We start from the raw sequence: 14439 nt of genomic DNA on the forward strand, positions 1-14439 counted from the left end.
TTAGAGCGCCTCGTTGGGAGTCGGGAGCCGGTTCTCGGGGGGTGTTGCTCTGTGGCTGGTCGTTGCTGAGTTCACAGAGCCCGAGGTGAGAAGTGCGAGCGTTTCCGATTCGAATGCCGTCCGGAGTGCGGTACTGGACAGTTGTCGATGACCGCTTGGAGGTTGTACATCCGGCCGACCGTTGGCTTCGCCATCTGCGTTTCGGGCAGAACCGGGCGGAGCTAACGACCAAGGGCTACGCCGGTGATGCCGCCCTGTACCTCACCTGGTGTGTGCGGACCGGGCGGCAGTGGCCGGAGGCGGCACAGGACCTGGGCTTGTTCATGGTGTGGCTGCAGTACACCCCGATCGAGCCGGACGGCACCATCGGCACGGTGCGGATGGGGCCGGGAGCCGAGCCGGTGCGAGGCGAGCGCCGGGTCAACCGGATCCTGACCGGCGTCCGGGGGTTTCTCACCCACGCGATCCGCGACGGCGCGGCGCCGAAATGGGTGCTGGGCGTGCTCTACGAGCTCGCCGACACCCGAGGCTTGCCGCAGGAGGCGCGGGGCGAAGGGACCGGGTTGGCTTACCGGCTGAAGGCCCGGCATCGACTCCAGGAGCCTGTGTCGGCGGTTGACCGCACCAGCGATGAGCAGGTGGTGGCGATGTTCCGGGAGTGCCGCAATGCCCGGGACCGCCTGATCGTGCTGCTGCTCTCCCGCGTAGGGCTGCGCCGCGGTCAGGTCGCGGGGCTGCGCAGGGAAGACTGCCACCTCCTGATCGACTCGCGGGCGCTGGGCTGCACGTCGGAGGGAGCCCACTTGCACGTGGTGCGCCGGGAGAACTCGAACGGGGCGTGGTCGAAGTCGCGGCGCCGGTGGGTTCAGCCGCTGGACTTCCTGGTGGTGCAGGCCTTCGACCAGTACGTCGCCGAACGCCACGAGCGGCTCGGGGCCGGCGGCAGCGACTTCCTGCTGGTGAACCTGTTCCGCGCGCCGCTGGGATCACCGGTCACCCCGGACGCGATCGGCGACCTCATCGAAGCTCTGGCCGCCCGGGCCGGTCTGGAAGGGCCGGTCGCGCCGCACCGGATGCGGCACGGGTTCGCGAGCAACGTCGCCGACGCCGGCGGCACGCTCGATGAGATCCAGGCCTTGCTTGGCCAGAACCATCCCGCCTCTGCCCAGCCGTACCTGCACCCGGCACCCACCCGCCTGCGGGAAGCGGTCGAACGGGTCGCCAGCCCGCGCGAGCTGACCGCAGAGGGCACCCGGTGACCGCCGCTCTGCCGACCCGGACCGGCGTCGGGAGCGGTGATCCGATCGTCACCGCGTTGTGGGCGGCGGTCGAGCAGGAGTTCCTGGAGCTGCTGGGCTGGGACGCCGACGTCCGAGTGCTCCACTTTCCCAAGGATCACCCTCAGATGGGTGTCCCCGTCTGCATCCACCCCGGATGCGGCCGGGCCACCACCTACTCCTGCGGCTTGTGCTCGGGCTGCAGACCGCGTTGGCAGCGCAGCAACCTGCCCATCGAGGAGTACCTGGCGACCGCCGAAGTCAGGCCCGGGCGCCACTGGGGAATCGGCGAGTGCATCGTGCCGGACTGCCCGCGCCCCTGGCGGACCTCCGCCATCCAGCTGTGCACCGCCCACCATCACCGGCGCATCACCGTCCTCAAGTTGTCCATGGAGGACTTCCTCGCCCACCCCACCACGGCTCCGCTGCCGGCCATCGGGCGCTGCGGGACCGCCGCGTGCCTGCGCCAGCGCTCCAGCGAGGTCGCGCCGTACTGCGAGGCCCACCTGTCCCGGCTGCGAGCCCTGCGCCGACTTCACGGCACCGTCGACGAGGAACGCTGGCGGCACACCGCTCCGCCCATCGACGTGGGCCGGGAGGTCAACCTGCGGGGACTGCCGGAGCGGGTGGTCGCGGAGGTCGTTCTCGGCCTCCAACAGCGAGTCCGCGACGGCGCCCGCACCTGCTACTACAAGCTCCGTCCGTTTTGCGACCTTCTGCGCGAGCGTCAGGTCGCCGCGGTCGAGGACCTGGTCGTCGATGGTCTGCACGGCCTGAACCGCCAGCTGCGCACCACGATCGTCCGGGACTGCGAACGAGCTCGAATGACCCCGGAGAGCGAGCGCCGCAAGGACGTCTGGGACCTGTTGGCCTTCGGGCAGACCGGTTGGCTCTACTTCACCAAGATCAGCCAGCCCTGGCTGCGCGAGGCAGCCAAGCAGTGGGCGCTGGACGACATGCCGCGCCGCCGCGGCAGCAGTGTCGGTACCGCTGTCCAGTCCCACATCCGCGCCCTGAACCGTCTGTCGGAGAGCCTGAGACTGCAGCGCCCCGACCGGGGCGAGCACCTCACGCTGCTGGGGCGCGACGACATCGTCGCTTACCTGAACCGCATGGCCTACCTCGAACAGCAGGGGACGGTCACTCTCAAGACCCGGCGGGAGCACTGCGTCGACCTGCGCAGGATGCTGACGCGGATGAGGGCGATGAGCCTCACTCGCCCGGGCCGACTCCTGCACGGGCTCGCGGACGACTTCGCCCTCGGTGTGGACGACGTCCCGGCCGTCCCGGACGAGGACGAAGTCGGGCGAGACTTGCCGGTCGAGGTCATGCAGGCCCTGTGCGCGCACCTGCCGTGGCTGGAGCAGGGCCACGAGCGCGAGATCCGGCTTGCTGTCGAGCTGGTCATCGACACCGGGCGCCGCCCGGTGGAGATCTGCCGGCTGGCCTTCGACTGCCTGGAGCGCGACGGGGCGGGTAAGCCGGTGCTGGTCTACGACAACTTCAAGTCCCACCGCTACGGGCGGCGCCTGCCGATTGCCGAGGCAACCGCCGGGCTGATCACTGCCCAACAGGACCGCCTGCGCGCCAAGTACCCGGACACACCGACCGGTCGCCTCAAGCTCCTGCCGACGTCCTACCGCTGCCTGGACGGGACCCGCCCCATCAGCGTCGCGCGCCTGCAGGCACTTCACCGGGCGTGGGTCGAGAGCCTGCCGCAGCTGAGGGTGCCGACCAAGGTCGAAGTCGACGGGCAGCCTGTCACCCACCTGCTGGCCTTCGACAAGAGCAAGATCTTCCTCTATGCCTACCGCCATACCTACGCCCAGCGCCACGCCGACGCCGGCGTTCCCCCGGACGTCCTGCAGCAGCTCATGGACCACGACGAAGCCGTCACCACCCAGCAGTACTACCGGGTCGGCGAGCAGCGGCGCCGCGAGGCCGTTGAACGGGTCACCGCGATGCAGTTCGACCGTCACGGCAACCGGGTCTGGCGCACCGTCAAGGCCTTGCTGGACACCGAGCGCCTGCGCCGGGCCGTGGGCGAGGTCGCCGTCCCGTACGGGCTGTGCAGCGAACCGTCCAACGTCGCCGCAGGCGGCCACGACTGCCCGGTCCGTTTCCGCTGCGTGGGCTGCGGCCATTTCAGCACCGATGTGTCCTACCTGCCTGACCTGGAGGCATACCTCGCCGACCTCCTGCGCAACCGCGAGCGCCTGGCTGCCGTGATCGACGCCGACGCGTGGGCGAAGGCCGAGGCGATGCCCTCCGACGAGGAGATCCGCCGGGTCCGCCGCCTGATCGGCCGGGTGAAGGACTCCGTCAGCGAGCTCTCCGAACAAGAGCGCACCGAGATCGAGCAGGCCACCGCCGTGGTGCGACGCGCTCGCAACAACGTCGTCCACCTTGGCCTGCCAGCCGTCCGCCAGCCACTCGTCGACTTCCGACCGGACAGGACCCCGTGACCACCACATCCATGGCCGACGGCCGCCGCGCCGACTCGGCCCGGCGGCGCCAGCGCGTCATCAAGGCTGTCGCCGCCGCCGTCAAAGCCGGCACACCCATCACCGTCTCCGGCATCGCCCGTCAGGCCGGCGTCGACCGTGCCTACCTCTACCGCCACAAGGATCTGCTCGCCCAGGTCCACGCCGCCGATTCCGAGCCGAGGACCGACAGCACAGGCCCCCTCGTCACCCGCGCCTCACTCCAAGCCGACCTGGCCAACGCCCAAGAACGCGCTGGCCGTCTCACCGCAAGGATCCGGACCCTGGAGGGCAAGCTCTCCGAGCTCCTCGGCGAGCAGGCGTGGAGAGACTCCGGACTCGGCGGACCGGACGACGTCGACCAGCTCAAGCGACGCATCACCATCCTCGAACAGCAAGCGGTCAATCTTGCCGGTCAACTGGAAGAGCGCAACGAAGAACTCCAGGCCGCCCGAGCTGCCAACAGGCAGCTGATCAGTCGGCTCAACACGAGCCACTGACCTCGGCAGCGGGGGAGGTGGGACAGTGATCACTTCCCACCTCCCCCGCGGTGACGAGCTGGAACGCCTGCACGCCATCCATGGGGGTGCCATCGGGATGCAGCCCGAATGCGGCCGCAAGAACGGCGGGGAGATCGGCCTCGGGGACAGCGACGTGTAGCTCCGCGAGGACGTCGGGAAAGTCGGCGTCGTCGATGGCGCCCAGATACTCCTGGCGCAAGCGGTGGATGACCTCCACCAGCTCGGGCCGCAGCCGCATCCAGGCGCGGGACGTCCGGATCTCATCCGCGACCTGGTCCATGAACCAGCGCATGACCTCGTACGGGATGTCCAGGTGCCGTCCTTGGGGATCGAAGCACACCGTCGGCTCGCGCGCCGGGTCCTCGTCGGGGATCACCGCGGTCACCACGGCCCGTTGCTCCCGGACGAGGTCCAGTTCCAGGTACCAGGCGTCGTCGGGCACGGAGTACATCGCGGTGATCGCGTAGTCACGGCTGGGGTGGGTGACCAACGTCCTCAGACCTTCGGGTCGATCGGCGGTGTGGTGTGGACCTCGGCGTCCGGGGTCAGCTGCAGGCCGGCCGTGGCGAGGAACTCGGCGAGTTCGATCCAGCCGTCGTTGGTTCCGTCGTCCCAGCTCGTCCAGAGCCTCGACTCCTCGCCATCCCAGGTGTCGACGTCCTCGCTCGGATGCTGCTCGACAGTCCCCTTGCCGTGCCGGTACCGCAAGTACAGGTACTGGCCCCTGGTCGTCCAAGCGTCCCACTGCGACGGGCAGCCTCCGGAGGTCTGCACCACCCGCGCGAGGGTCACATCCTCGTGCAGATGGGCCTCGACAGCGCCCAAGTCCTGATCGTGGGCGATGAGGAGGTCGTCCACGAGACCGAGCAGGCGGACGCTGCCGCCGGGGAACCGGAGCGTGAGGCCGGCCGCGAAGCCGACCCGGCCGTCGTTGTAGTCGATCTCCCAGACCGAGCGGATCGGCTGTCCGACAAACCGGGTCACCGGAACATCCGGCGAATCGTCGACCACGGAGACGCTTCCGTACTCCTCCATCGAGTACGGTCCGTGCGGCTGGTCGACCCGCAGAGACAAGCCTGTTGAGGGCGTGTGGAACAGGACCGGGCCCAGCCCCTCCAAGTGAAGCCACAGGTGCAGCAACGACGGATCGTCGTCCGCGTAGTGATGCCAAGCCGTGGTCACTTTCAGCAGTCGCCTCCCGATCAGGTCGGCGGCAAACAGCTCCTCATCGTTGATCACCCGCCGATGCTCGCACGGCCCCACCACCGGGACACTCGAATTTCGGACCGGCCACCTTCGCCTGGTTCGGCCCCCGGACACGGCCGACGACCACGGACGAGTGAAGCCAGCCAGCATCCCTTGCGCCACACCTGCTGCACTGCATACCTTGCTCGGTCATAGCCACTGAGCTGCGAGGACCCGATTAGGAGTCCGCCTCAGGATCGGCGACCACCTGAGAACTCCCGGACTGCCTCGCGCGCAACGCGCGGCGCGCCGCCCAGGCGCGAGTGCCCGAGGACGTCCTGCGCTACCAGCACCGGATGGCCCGCGACGCCCGCGACCTTCTCCCCCGTGAGGGCTGGGACGAGATCCGCCACCACCGCACCGGGCACTGACGCTGCCCACCACCGCACCCCGCCCCCGTGCCAGCCAGGCCCGGGCGGGCGGGGCGCCGTGGTGCGCGGCGCGGCCGCCCGGCCGGCACCCACCCCGCTCCCCGCTCGGAGGCACCGTGACCGACACCCTGCGCACCCGCCTGGCCCGCACCGCCCTCGACACCGCCGACAGCATCGCCACCGTCACCGCCGGCGCCGCAGCCGGCCTCACCACCTACCGCACCCTCACCACCCGCCCGACGGAAATCCGCATCACCCTCGCCCTCGCCACCGGCACCCTCGCCGCCGTCCTCACCGACCACCACGCCCACAAGGCCCTCACCCCGCTGCGCCGCCGCCTCGGCGCCGAGCACCACACCCCGGCCCGCCAGGCGGCCCCGGCGCCGACCCGCGAGCAGCTGGCCGCCGACGCCCGCGCCGACGCCGCGCACCGCGCCGCCTCCGGCGCGGCCCGCCTCGACTACAGCCACGGCGCCCTCACCAAGGCCGAGAACTGGAGCGGCGAGCCGGACGGCAGCGCGACGTGCGAGATCACGCCCACCGCGCGCCTGCTGGCCGTCCCCCGCCCGACCGACCGCGACGGCTACAACAGCCGCACCTACCTGGTCATCCGGGATGGCGAGCAGCCGGTGCAGATCCACACCATCGGCGACCTCGCCGTACTCCTGGACGCCCCCGCCGCCGACACGGCGCAGCCCGCCAACGGCGAGGAGGACGGCGACCCGTGGCAGGCCATCGGCCGGGACCTCGCCATCGCCGAACTCCGCGGCCCGGCCACCGCCGACGACCAGGCCGACGAGGACAACGAGGACGAGGACATCGACCAGGAGGCCGAGGCCCACGCCGCCGGCCTGCTGTAGCCGACCGCAGCCCGCCGCCACCCGCCCCACCCGACCACTCGCCACCACCCCGGCCCCGGCCCGCACCCCAGCGAGCCGGGGCCGACCCGTCGAAGGAGACACCCCGACATGACCACCACCCCCGCCCTCACCCCGGCCGCCCGCCGAGGCCTCTTCACCACCGACCCCGCCGACAGGCTGCGCCCCGGCTCCCCGGAGCAGGCCTGGGAACTGTGGCTCACCGGCCCCGACACCCTGCTGCCGATGCCCGACCTCGTCACCGCGCTGATGGCCGCCGCCGAACACAACGCGGTGGCCGCCGACCTCGACGACGGCTCCCCCCTCCAGCCCGCCACCCACCCCCTGGTCCTCCACCACGGCTACGCCTGGCGCCGCGAGGGCGCGGCCCGCTCGGGCGCCGGTATCGCGGCGCCGTCGCTGTGCTGGACCGCCAAGTGCTCGGTGTGTGGCGACGTCGTCGAGGACGAGTTCATCCCCCACTACGACTCCCCCGAGGCCGCGGCCGACGACGCCGTCGGCAGCCGCGAATGGGGCGAGCTTCCCGACGGCCGCCTGGTCTGCGATCGAACCGACGACGCCCACGACGACGCCCGCGCCCAGGCGCGCACCGAGGACGCCCTCACCCCGGACGAGAACCAGCTCACCTTCCTGTAGACCCGCCCGGCATCCGATGGAGGACCGCATGCACCGCACCGTCATCGCCCCTAGCCCGGACAGCCCCGCCTCGCAGGCCGTCGGTTTCGACCTGGACGGCACCCTCGCCATCGACCAGGGATGGCAGGGCGGCCGCATCGGCCTGCCCCAGCCCGGCGCCATCGACGCGCTGCGCACCGTCGCCCGGCAGCGCGCCGTCTTCGTTTTCACCGCCCGCCCCGAGCGCTGGCTGCCTGAGATCGCGGACTGGGTCACCTGGTATTCCGGGCTGGAAGCCTTCGTCGACCCCTCCGAGGGCAGGGCGTATTGGACCACCCGCGGACCGGTGCTCGTGACCAGCACCAAGCTCGGCGCGGCCTGCTACGTGGACGACCGCGCTGTCCATCACGCGGGCGACTGGACTGTCACCCTGGCCCTCGTCGGTCGCGCGATCGGCCTTGACCGCGTGACAGTCCCAGCCTGATACCTAACGTGGCGAAGGGCGAGTCTTCCTCAGTATCGACGCCGGGGAAGACGCGCCCTTTTCTGTTTGTCAGGACACCCATGCTGTGGGCCGGTCGGCGAGGCCTCAGGTAAACGCCGTTTACTCCTTGGCGGGGAGAAGCAGGGAACACGCCGGACCCGGATGTGCCGAAATGACCTCGGCGCCACTATGGTGACGCCATGGCATCTCAAAACTCCGGAGGCGATCGGGAAAAGGTGGCGTCGAAGCTTCCTGTGTCCCTCCGTCAGGAACTCAAGACCCGGGCCGCCCAGCTCGGCATCGACATGCAGGACGCCGTCGCCCAAGCGGTCGAGCAGTGGCGCGCCCGCCCCGCAGGCGACAACCCCGTCATCGACACCTCCGGTGCCGAGAGCTGGAACACCTGGCTGCCCGCCGGCCTGTACGAGGACTTCAAGGCAGACTGCGTCGCCCGGGACATCTCCTTCGTCCAGGGCCTCGCCCAAGCCCTGCGCGTGTGGATCGACTCCCACGTCGTCGCGCTGTCCGAGCTGACGATCCCGCGCTACACGCGCCGGATCGTCGTCTGCAATCAGAAGGGCGGCGTCGGCAAGACCACCGTCGCCGCAGGTGTGGGCCAGGCCATAGCGCTGGGCCTGCCCGCCACCACTGGTGCCTCCAAGCTGCCCGCGCTGCCGGGGCTGCGTACCCTCCTTGTCGACTACGACCCGCAGGGTCACCTGACCTCGCAGCTCGGGGTCAAGCAGGTCTCGCCGGGAGAGGAGAGCCTGGTGACGCACATGGTCGACCGCGACCGGGTCGCCGGTTCCCTGCTCGACCAGGTCGTCGCGATCGAGCCGGACCACTTCGACGGGCGCCTGAGCCTGCTTCCTTCCAGCTTCGACGCCTTCCTGCTCGACTCCCGCCTCGGTTCCGTCCGTGGCCCCCGGGAGACCAGCCTCCAGCGGGCCCTCGCGCCGCTCGAGGAGCACTTCGACGTCATCGTCATCGACGCTCCCCCGAACCTCGGCCTGGCGATGGACGCCGGCCTCTACTACGGCCACCGTCGGAAGAACGAGTCGGCCGGGGCCTCCGGCGTCCTCATCCCCGTGGAAGCCGAGGACTCCTCCGCGGACGCCTACGCCATGCTCGACAGCCAGATCCGTACCGTCAGCCTCGACTACGAGGTGGGCATCGACCGGCTCGGCCTCGTCGTCAATAAATACGACAGGAGGAAGGGCTATGTCGCCACCCACTCCCTCGAGAAGTGGAAGTCCCTCGGGACACCCCCCGTGCTCTCGATCGTCCCCGATCTGAAGGAGCAGCGCGAGGCCGTCCACCTCAAGCAGCCCTTGCTCATGTACGCACCCACCGCGACCCAGGCCCAGCGCATGCGTGAGATCCGACGGAGGCTCGCATGAGCATCGCCAAGAAGCTCCAGGGCGGAGGCGGATCCTTCGGGGCGCTGGCCCAGGGCGGCGCGCGCGGGGGAGAGGTGCTGGCCCGCAGTGAGGCGCTCGACGCGACGGGAAGGGTGCGGCGCGCTTCGTCCGCTCCCGTCTCGGCGATCGTCTTCAACCCGCTCAACCCGCGGCGGACCATCGATGACGAGTCGATCGCCGAGCTCGCCGACAGCCTTGGCCGGCAGCAGATCGTTCCCATCACGGTCGTCAGCCGGGGGGCCTTCCTCGACGCTCACCCGGGTCAGGCCGAGGCGATCGGTGACGCGGACTTCGTCGCGCTCGACGGGAACCGGCGCCTCCTCGCCGCGCAGCGGGCCGGCCTCGAATCCCTGCGGGTGGACCTCCACGACGACCTGATCTCGACCGCGTCGGACATGGTCGAGGCCGCCCTGATCGCGAACGCCCATCGTGAGGACGTGTCGCCGCTGGAAGAAGCCCAGGCGATCGAGCAGCTCCTGAAGACCGTGTACGACGGGAATCAGGCCGCGGTCGCGAGGAAGCTCGGCAAGTCGAAGGTCTGGGTGGGACAGCGACTGGCTCTGCTTCACCTGACCACTGAGCTTCAGGAACAGGCGAGCAGCGGCGAACTGGCCATCGCGGACGCCCGCCGGATCGGAGCCGAGGCGCGGGCGGGGAAGCTGACCGCTGCCGAACAGTCCGAGCGAGCGGAGGCGGCGAAGAAGGCCGCAGCCGACAGGCAGGCGGCGAAGACGGCAGCCAAGGCCACGAGTGTGGCCCGCACGCCGGCCGACGGCCGGGCGGGATCGTCCGAGAGCGCCTCGCCGAGCGGTGGCGGGAGCGAGAGCGGGGAGGCTCGTGAGGTAAACGCCGTTTACCCTCCGGCTTCCATCGGAACCCCGGCGGACGGTCCGACAGCCCCGACCGAAGAGGTAGACACCGTTTGTACGGCGAGCGTGCCGGACCAGCGGGAGAGCAGCGCCGACGAGACGCCGGCGGTCACGGTCCGTCTCCTGCCGTCCGACCCCCGGACGAGCGCGCAGACCATCCTTGACGCGATGGGCCACCGCCAGGCAGTCCAGGTCGCCTCCGAGCTGCTGGAGCTTCTGAGGCGCCATACCGAGCCGCAGCCAGCCTGATCCGCGATACCTTCATGCGTTCCGCGTGCGGCGCCCGGCACACCCGCCGGGCGCCGCACGCGTTCGGCGCTCGTGCCGCCCCTGGGCCGCTGCCGTCCCTCCAGGAAGAGGGGACGACGATCCCTCACTCAACTCCGCCCCGATGCCGATGAGTTGCTGCGCCTGACCGGGGTCCGGCCGGTTGAGCCGAATGTCTATCAAACGTTTACTGACGTCTTTTGTGTTAAAACGCCGTAGTGTGGAACAGTGCGGACCATGAGTACGGACATGACGATCACGATCTCGGTCACGAATCCGACCTCCGAAGTGCTGGAGCACCTGCTCGCCATCGCCGCCGCTCCCGGCACCGCGGTGTCCGCCATCCCGGACGGCCACTGGACCCCGGAACGAGCGCGCGCCTACTACGACCGGCTGCCACCTCGCGCCCGCGACATCCTGCGCGCCGCCGTCCAGCAGGGCGGCCGAGTGTCGGCGGACGAGGTCCGGGTGGAAGGGAAGAGCCTGCGGGGTACCACCGGGCCGTTTCGCCAAGTGCTCAGGGAGGGCGCGCGGGCCGATCCGCCGCTGTGGCCGACCGCCTTGCCGGTCCCCGTGCGCTCGGTTCGGGTCGGCGCCGCAGTCATCGGGTTCGACATGATTGGTGGCAACGACCCCAGTGATCCGTTGATGGTATTCGGAAAGGTCCTGGGATTCCGCGTGGAGGGCTTCCGCGCCGACGGGACACCGGTGTTCTCCCCCTCGGAATGAAACACGACGTCAGGGGACGAGTACTGTCGTCGGTGACCCAGGAGCCAGGTCGCGTCCTCCACCACCTCGACGCGGGTGATGACGGGCGAGGCCTCGTAGAGGACGTGCACGAGGGCCTCGATCCCGCCCTCCCGGATGGGTCCGGTGAGCGAGGCGGGCAGGCTGGTGGCCGCGTCGGCGGCGTGGCTGACGCCCTCGCCGGCCAGGCTATCTCCGCAGATGAACTCTGCTGCAGGTACCAGGCGCGGTACCGGCCGCCACCGCCACGCCGGCGAACTCGGGCTCCAAATAAGGTGGCCCATTCGGCGAGCTCCTCGGTCTAGAACACGTTGTCCAGCGGAAGCACCGGCACGCTGTGCGGCACATCGCCGAGGACCGCGCCACCGGCGACCTTTCCGGTGGGGGAGTCAGGCAGGGCCTCGTCCGACTACTCCTGCTCGTCACCGGCGATCGCGCGCACCAGGCGCCGTAATCATCGTCATCCAACGGCAGAGCACCGCCGGAGTAGTAACCGCTAGTGGCCCGAACAGCCGCTGCCGCGGCTCTGGCGTAGGCGCTGAGCGGTGTCGTTCATGATCAGCCATCATGACAGCCGCCACCGACTATCCGAGGCGGCCGCCGCTGAAAGGACGCGCGGCGGCCCCGCGCGGCACCCCGCCGTCCAGGGGACGGTCCGAACGGTGTCCGCCGGGGCACTACGATTTGCGGACCGGGCACCGCAGACCAAGTGCCAGAGGGGGGAACGTGGCCATCGCGATCGTCGAGGCCGCCAGGCTTGCGAAGACGAACAGGCGCCGCTACGCGCGCCTGCGCGACTGCAAGGAGGAACTCGACCAGCGGGCCGCCGCGGAGAACACCGGCCAACAGGAGGCGCGCCAGCGGCTCTACGACGACGCCCTCGTCCCCTTCTGTGACTCCCTTCGGCGCCTCAAACGGGTGGAGCTGGCCGAGCTCGCCGCGATCCCGGCGCGGACGGCGGGCGGCGAGGTGAATGTCGAGCTCAGGCTGCTGCGCGAGGGCGCAGTGAAGGCTCTCGCCGGCGCGCTGGCCGGCGGCGCGGCCACCGGCTACAGCGTCGGGATGGGAACCTTCCTCACCGTGGGCGCCTTCGCCACTGCCTCCACCGGCACAGCGATCTCGGGCCTGTCCGGAGCGGCGGCCACCAGTGCCACGCTCGCCTGGCTGGGCGGCGGCTCGCTGGCCGCCGGCGGCGGCGGGGTGGCGGCCGGGACGACGGCGCTGACCCTGGTCGTCGCGGCCCCGGTGGTCCTCTCACTGGCCGCCGTCGGGGAGTGGCAGAGCCGCCGGCTCAGGCGCGGCCAGCAGGAAGCGGCACAGGAGCTGGACCAGGCCGAGGCGGATATGGCCGAGGCAGAGGAGGCCGCCTCCGAGGTACACGAGCGCAGCATGGACATGCGGCGCGTCCTGCGGGACCTGCGGTTCGCGCTGCTGCGCCGGCTGCCTTCCTTCACCGCTCTGGTCGAGGGGTGCGACGACTACGCCCTGTACGACGCCCACCAGCGGGCCGAGGTCGCGGCGATGGTGGACCTGGCAGCCCTCGCCGCCATGGTGATGAGCTGCCCGATCACCGACGCGGACGGACGGCTGACCGAGCAGTCGAGGCGGGTCGTGGCCGATACCGAGGCCCGGCTGCGGGCGATGGACACCGCGGCGTGAGTCCCGAGCGCCCGGAGCCTGGCCAGGTGTGGCGCCGGGCGATCCCGAACGGCGCAGACTTGGCAGCCTGGGCCCTCGCCGACGCGGCCACTCGGCGGTGGGCGGCGGCGACCGCCGAGACGCTACGGACGCAAGAGACGGTGCGCCGACTGGCCGAGCGCTACGTGAACATCGGCAACGCCCAGCGCGCGGGCCACCTCTTCGAGGTGATGCACGAGCTGTCCTTCAACCGGCGGGCCATCATGGCCGGCTCCGCGGTCCGGGCCAGGGTCACCGAGTGGGCGGTCGGCGGTTCGCCGACGGCCGCAGCCGATCTGCAGTTCGTCGTCGGCGGGGCGGTTGTCGGCGAGGTGCAGGCCAAGCTGATGGATCGCGTCGCCGGCACCGCCGCCCAGCTGTCCCGGCCGGACTACGCGGGGATGACGCGGCTGGTGGCTGCCGACCGGGCCGCGGCTGTCGAGGATCTGCTGGACCGCCGGCTGGCCATGGACTCCGGCGGCGTGCGGTACGCGGACTTCGCGGACGCCCGCGCTCACCTGACGGACCGCCTCGACCACGGCGGCGTGCGCAGCACCCCGGTCGACCTCGCAGACGCCCACCGCGCTGCCCGTGACCCCGCTGGCTGGGCCCGAGGCCAGACCGCCCGGGCGGTGGGCGGCGAGGCGGCCGCCGCCGGAGCCGCGGCGGCCACGGTCGGCGGCCTGATCGGCGCCGTCACGAGTGCCGCGACGCAGGCCGCCCGCTTCCGCGCCGGCGAGATCTCTGCGGCCTGCGCGGCGCTCACCGCCTCGGCCGCTGCCGCCCGGGCCGCGGTCCGCTCGGGAAGTGCGGCCTCCCTGAGCTCGCTGGTACGCACCGCCGCCACGGCCGGCCGCCTCCCGGCGGTTCTCGGCGGCGGGGAACTTGCCTCCGCGACCGTCGGCGCGGCGTACGCCGTCGCGGAGGCTGGACTGGACCTCGCCCGCGGGCGGATCGACGCGGCGGGGTTCGCCGAACGCAGCTGCGAGGCGACCCTGACCACCGCCCTCAGCTGGGGCTGCGGCGCGGCGGTGCAGGCGGTCCTGCCCGTTCCCGTCGTCGGGGCGCTGGTCGGAGGGCTCGTCGGCCAGGCCGTCGCCGTGTTGATCGTCCAGGGACTCCAGGGCGCCCTGGTCGCGGCCCGCGCGGACAGCGGCGACGAGAGCGGCGGCGCTTCAGACAGAGGCGCCCTGGCCGTCGGCGTCGACCTCCTGGAGCGCGAACTCCTCACCGCGGCCGCGACCGCGGGACTTCTCGGCACCGCCCTCGGCACGCTGGACGGCGTCCGGGCGACGCCCGCGGGTGCCGTCATCCTGCCTCAACTCTCGGACGTAGACCTGGAACTGGCGTCGGGCGACCCTGCCGGAGCGCTCACGTCCCTTGCCGAGCTGACCCGCGCGGTCGGCGGCAGGCCCGTCTTCACGACTCAGGCCGAGTTCGACCTCTGGATGGCGGACGAGGAAGCCGTACTGCGCCTCGACCCCAACTGGTGAGTGGCCCGCCCGTTCTGCGGCCCCGGCGCACCGGGGCCGCTCCACCACCGACACGTCCCGGCCGGCCGTCCCGCCGCGGACCACGACCGCC

The 14439-nt window shown here is 71.3% G+C and carries 13 protein-coding genes; 11 read left to right on the forward strand and 2 right to left on the reverse strand.

What is annotated here, in order from left to right; translation table 11 throughout:
* The first annotated feature begins 155 nt into the window (after positions 1–155).
* From ABT238_RS26785 to ABT238_RS26795, 3 genes are read left to right on the forward strand one after another with little or no spacing between them, the layout of a single operon-like run.
* On the forward strand, positions 156–1259 hold the full coding sequence (locus ABT238_RS26785; RefSeq protein ID WP_350794303.1) for a tyrosine-type recombinase/integrase: 1104 nt from the start codon (positions 156–158) through the stop codon (positions 1257–1259).
* Complete coding sequence (locus tag ABT238_RS26790; protein WP_350794309.1) at positions 1256–3742, forward strand: tyrosine-type recombinase/integrase; 2487 nt, start codon at positions 1256–1258, stop codon at positions 3740–3742. The genes ABT238_RS26785 and ABT238_RS26790 overlap by 4 nt, the downstream gene beginning before the upstream one ends.
* The gene (locus tag ABT238_RS26795) at positions 3739–4260 is read left to right on the forward strand and encodes a DUF6262 family protein (RefSeq protein WP_350794314.1); all 522 of its coding nucleotides are present in this window, start codon (positions 3739–3741) and stop codon (positions 4258–4260) included. The genes ABT238_RS26790 and ABT238_RS26795 overlap by 4 nt, the downstream gene beginning before the upstream one ends.
* On the opposite strand, the gene ABT238_RS26800 is transcribed toward ABT238_RS26795, so the two are convergent.
* Positions 4244–4771: a hypothetical protein gene (locus tag ABT238_RS26800; RefSeq protein ID WP_502891465.1), complete on the reverse strand. Its 528-nt coding sequence runs from the start codon at positions 4769–4771 to the stop codon at positions 4244–4246. The two genes, ABT238_RS26795 and ABT238_RS26800, sit on opposite strands and share 17 nt — an antisense overlap.
* A gap of 5 nt (positions 4772–4776) precedes the next feature.
* Positions 4777–5520 (reverse strand): hypothetical protein, encoded by a 744-nt coding sequence (locus ABT238_RS26805; RefSeq protein ID WP_350794319.1) that lies wholly within the window; start codon positions 5518–5520, stop codon positions 4777–4779.
* Between the two features lie 493 nt (positions 5521–6013).
* Here ABT238_RS26805 and ABT238_RS26810 point away from each other — a divergent pair, with 493 nt between their 5' ends.
* The 8 genes from ABT238_RS26810 (at position 6014) to ABT238_RS26845 (ending at position 14348) form a co-directional block, all read left to right on the forward strand.
* On the forward strand, positions 6014–6757 hold the full coding sequence (locus ABT238_RS26810; RefSeq protein WP_350794326.1) for a hypothetical protein: 744 nt from the start codon (positions 6014–6016) through the stop codon (positions 6755–6757).
* Between the two features lie 108 nt (positions 6758–6865).
* Complete coding sequence (locus ABT238_RS26815; protein WP_350794332.1) at positions 6866–7411, forward strand: hypothetical protein; 546 nt, start codon at positions 6866–6868, stop codon at positions 7409–7411.
* A gap of 28 nt (positions 7412–7439) precedes the next feature.
* Positions 7440–7874: an HAD family hydrolase gene (locus ABT238_RS26820; protein ID WP_350794338.1), complete on the forward strand. Its 435-nt coding sequence runs from the start codon at positions 7440–7442 to the stop codon at positions 7872–7874.
* 200 nt (positions 7875–8074) lie between these two features.
* The gene (locus ABT238_RS26825; protein WP_502891466.1) at positions 8075–9274 is read left to right on the forward strand and encodes a ParA family protein; all 1200 of its coding nucleotides are present in this window, start codon (positions 8075–8077) and stop codon (positions 9272–9274) included.
* A complete protein-coding gene (locus ABT238_RS26830; protein WP_350794354.1) occupies positions 9271–10413 on the forward strand; it encodes a ParB/RepB/Spo0J family partition protein in 1143 nt (380 codons plus the stop codon). Before ABT238_RS26825 ends, ABT238_RS26830 begins: the two co-directional genes overlap by 4 nt.
* Before the next feature lie 267 nt (positions 10414–10680).
* Positions 10681–11160 (forward strand): hypothetical protein, encoded by a 480-nt coding sequence (locus tag ABT238_RS26835; RefSeq protein WP_350794360.1) that lies wholly within the window; start codon positions 10681–10683, stop codon positions 11158–11160.
* A gap of 744 nt (positions 11161–11904) precedes the next feature.
* Positions 11905–12837 carry a hypothetical protein gene (locus ABT238_RS26840; RefSeq protein WP_350794368.1) on the forward strand — a complete coding sequence of 311 codons (933 nt, stop codon included), beginning with the start codon at positions 11905–11907 and terminating at the stop codon, positions 12835–12837.
* Between the two features lie 59 nt (positions 12838–12896).
* Positions 12897–14348 (forward strand): hypothetical protein, encoded by a 1452-nt coding sequence (locus ABT238_RS26845; protein ID WP_350794371.1) that lies wholly within the window; start codon positions 12897–12899, stop codon positions 14346–14348.
* The last annotated feature ends 91 nt before the right edge of the window (positions 14349–14439 follow it).

This window comes from Kitasatospora sp. NPDC001527, from assembly GCF_040298605.1.
Classification (GTDB): Bacteria; Actinomycetota; Actinomycetes; order Streptomycetales; family Streptomycetaceae; genus Kitasatospora.

Bases quoted from the DNA above. Each gene is read 5' to 3' on its own strand.
- ABT238_RS26815 (WP_350794332.1), top strand. From the start codon at position 6,866: ATGACCACCACCCCCGCCCTCACCCCGGCCGCCCGCCGAGGCCTCTTC.
- ABT238_RS26820 (WP_350794338.1), top strand. From the start codon at position 7,440: ATGCACCGCACCGTCATCGCCCCTAGCCCGGACAGCCCCGCCTCGCAG.
- ABT238_RS26825 (WP_502891466.1), top strand. From the start codon at position 8,075: ATGGCATCTCAAAACTCCGGAGGCGATCGGGAAAAGGTGGCGTCGAAG.
- ABT238_RS26830 (WP_350794354.1), top strand. From the start codon at position 9,271: ATGAGCATCGCCAAGAAGCTCCAGGGCGGAGGCGGATCCTTCGGGGCG.
- ABT238_RS26835 (WP_350794360.1), top strand. From the start codon at position 10,681: ATGACGATCACGATCTCGGTCACGAATCCGACCTCCGAAGTGCTGGAG.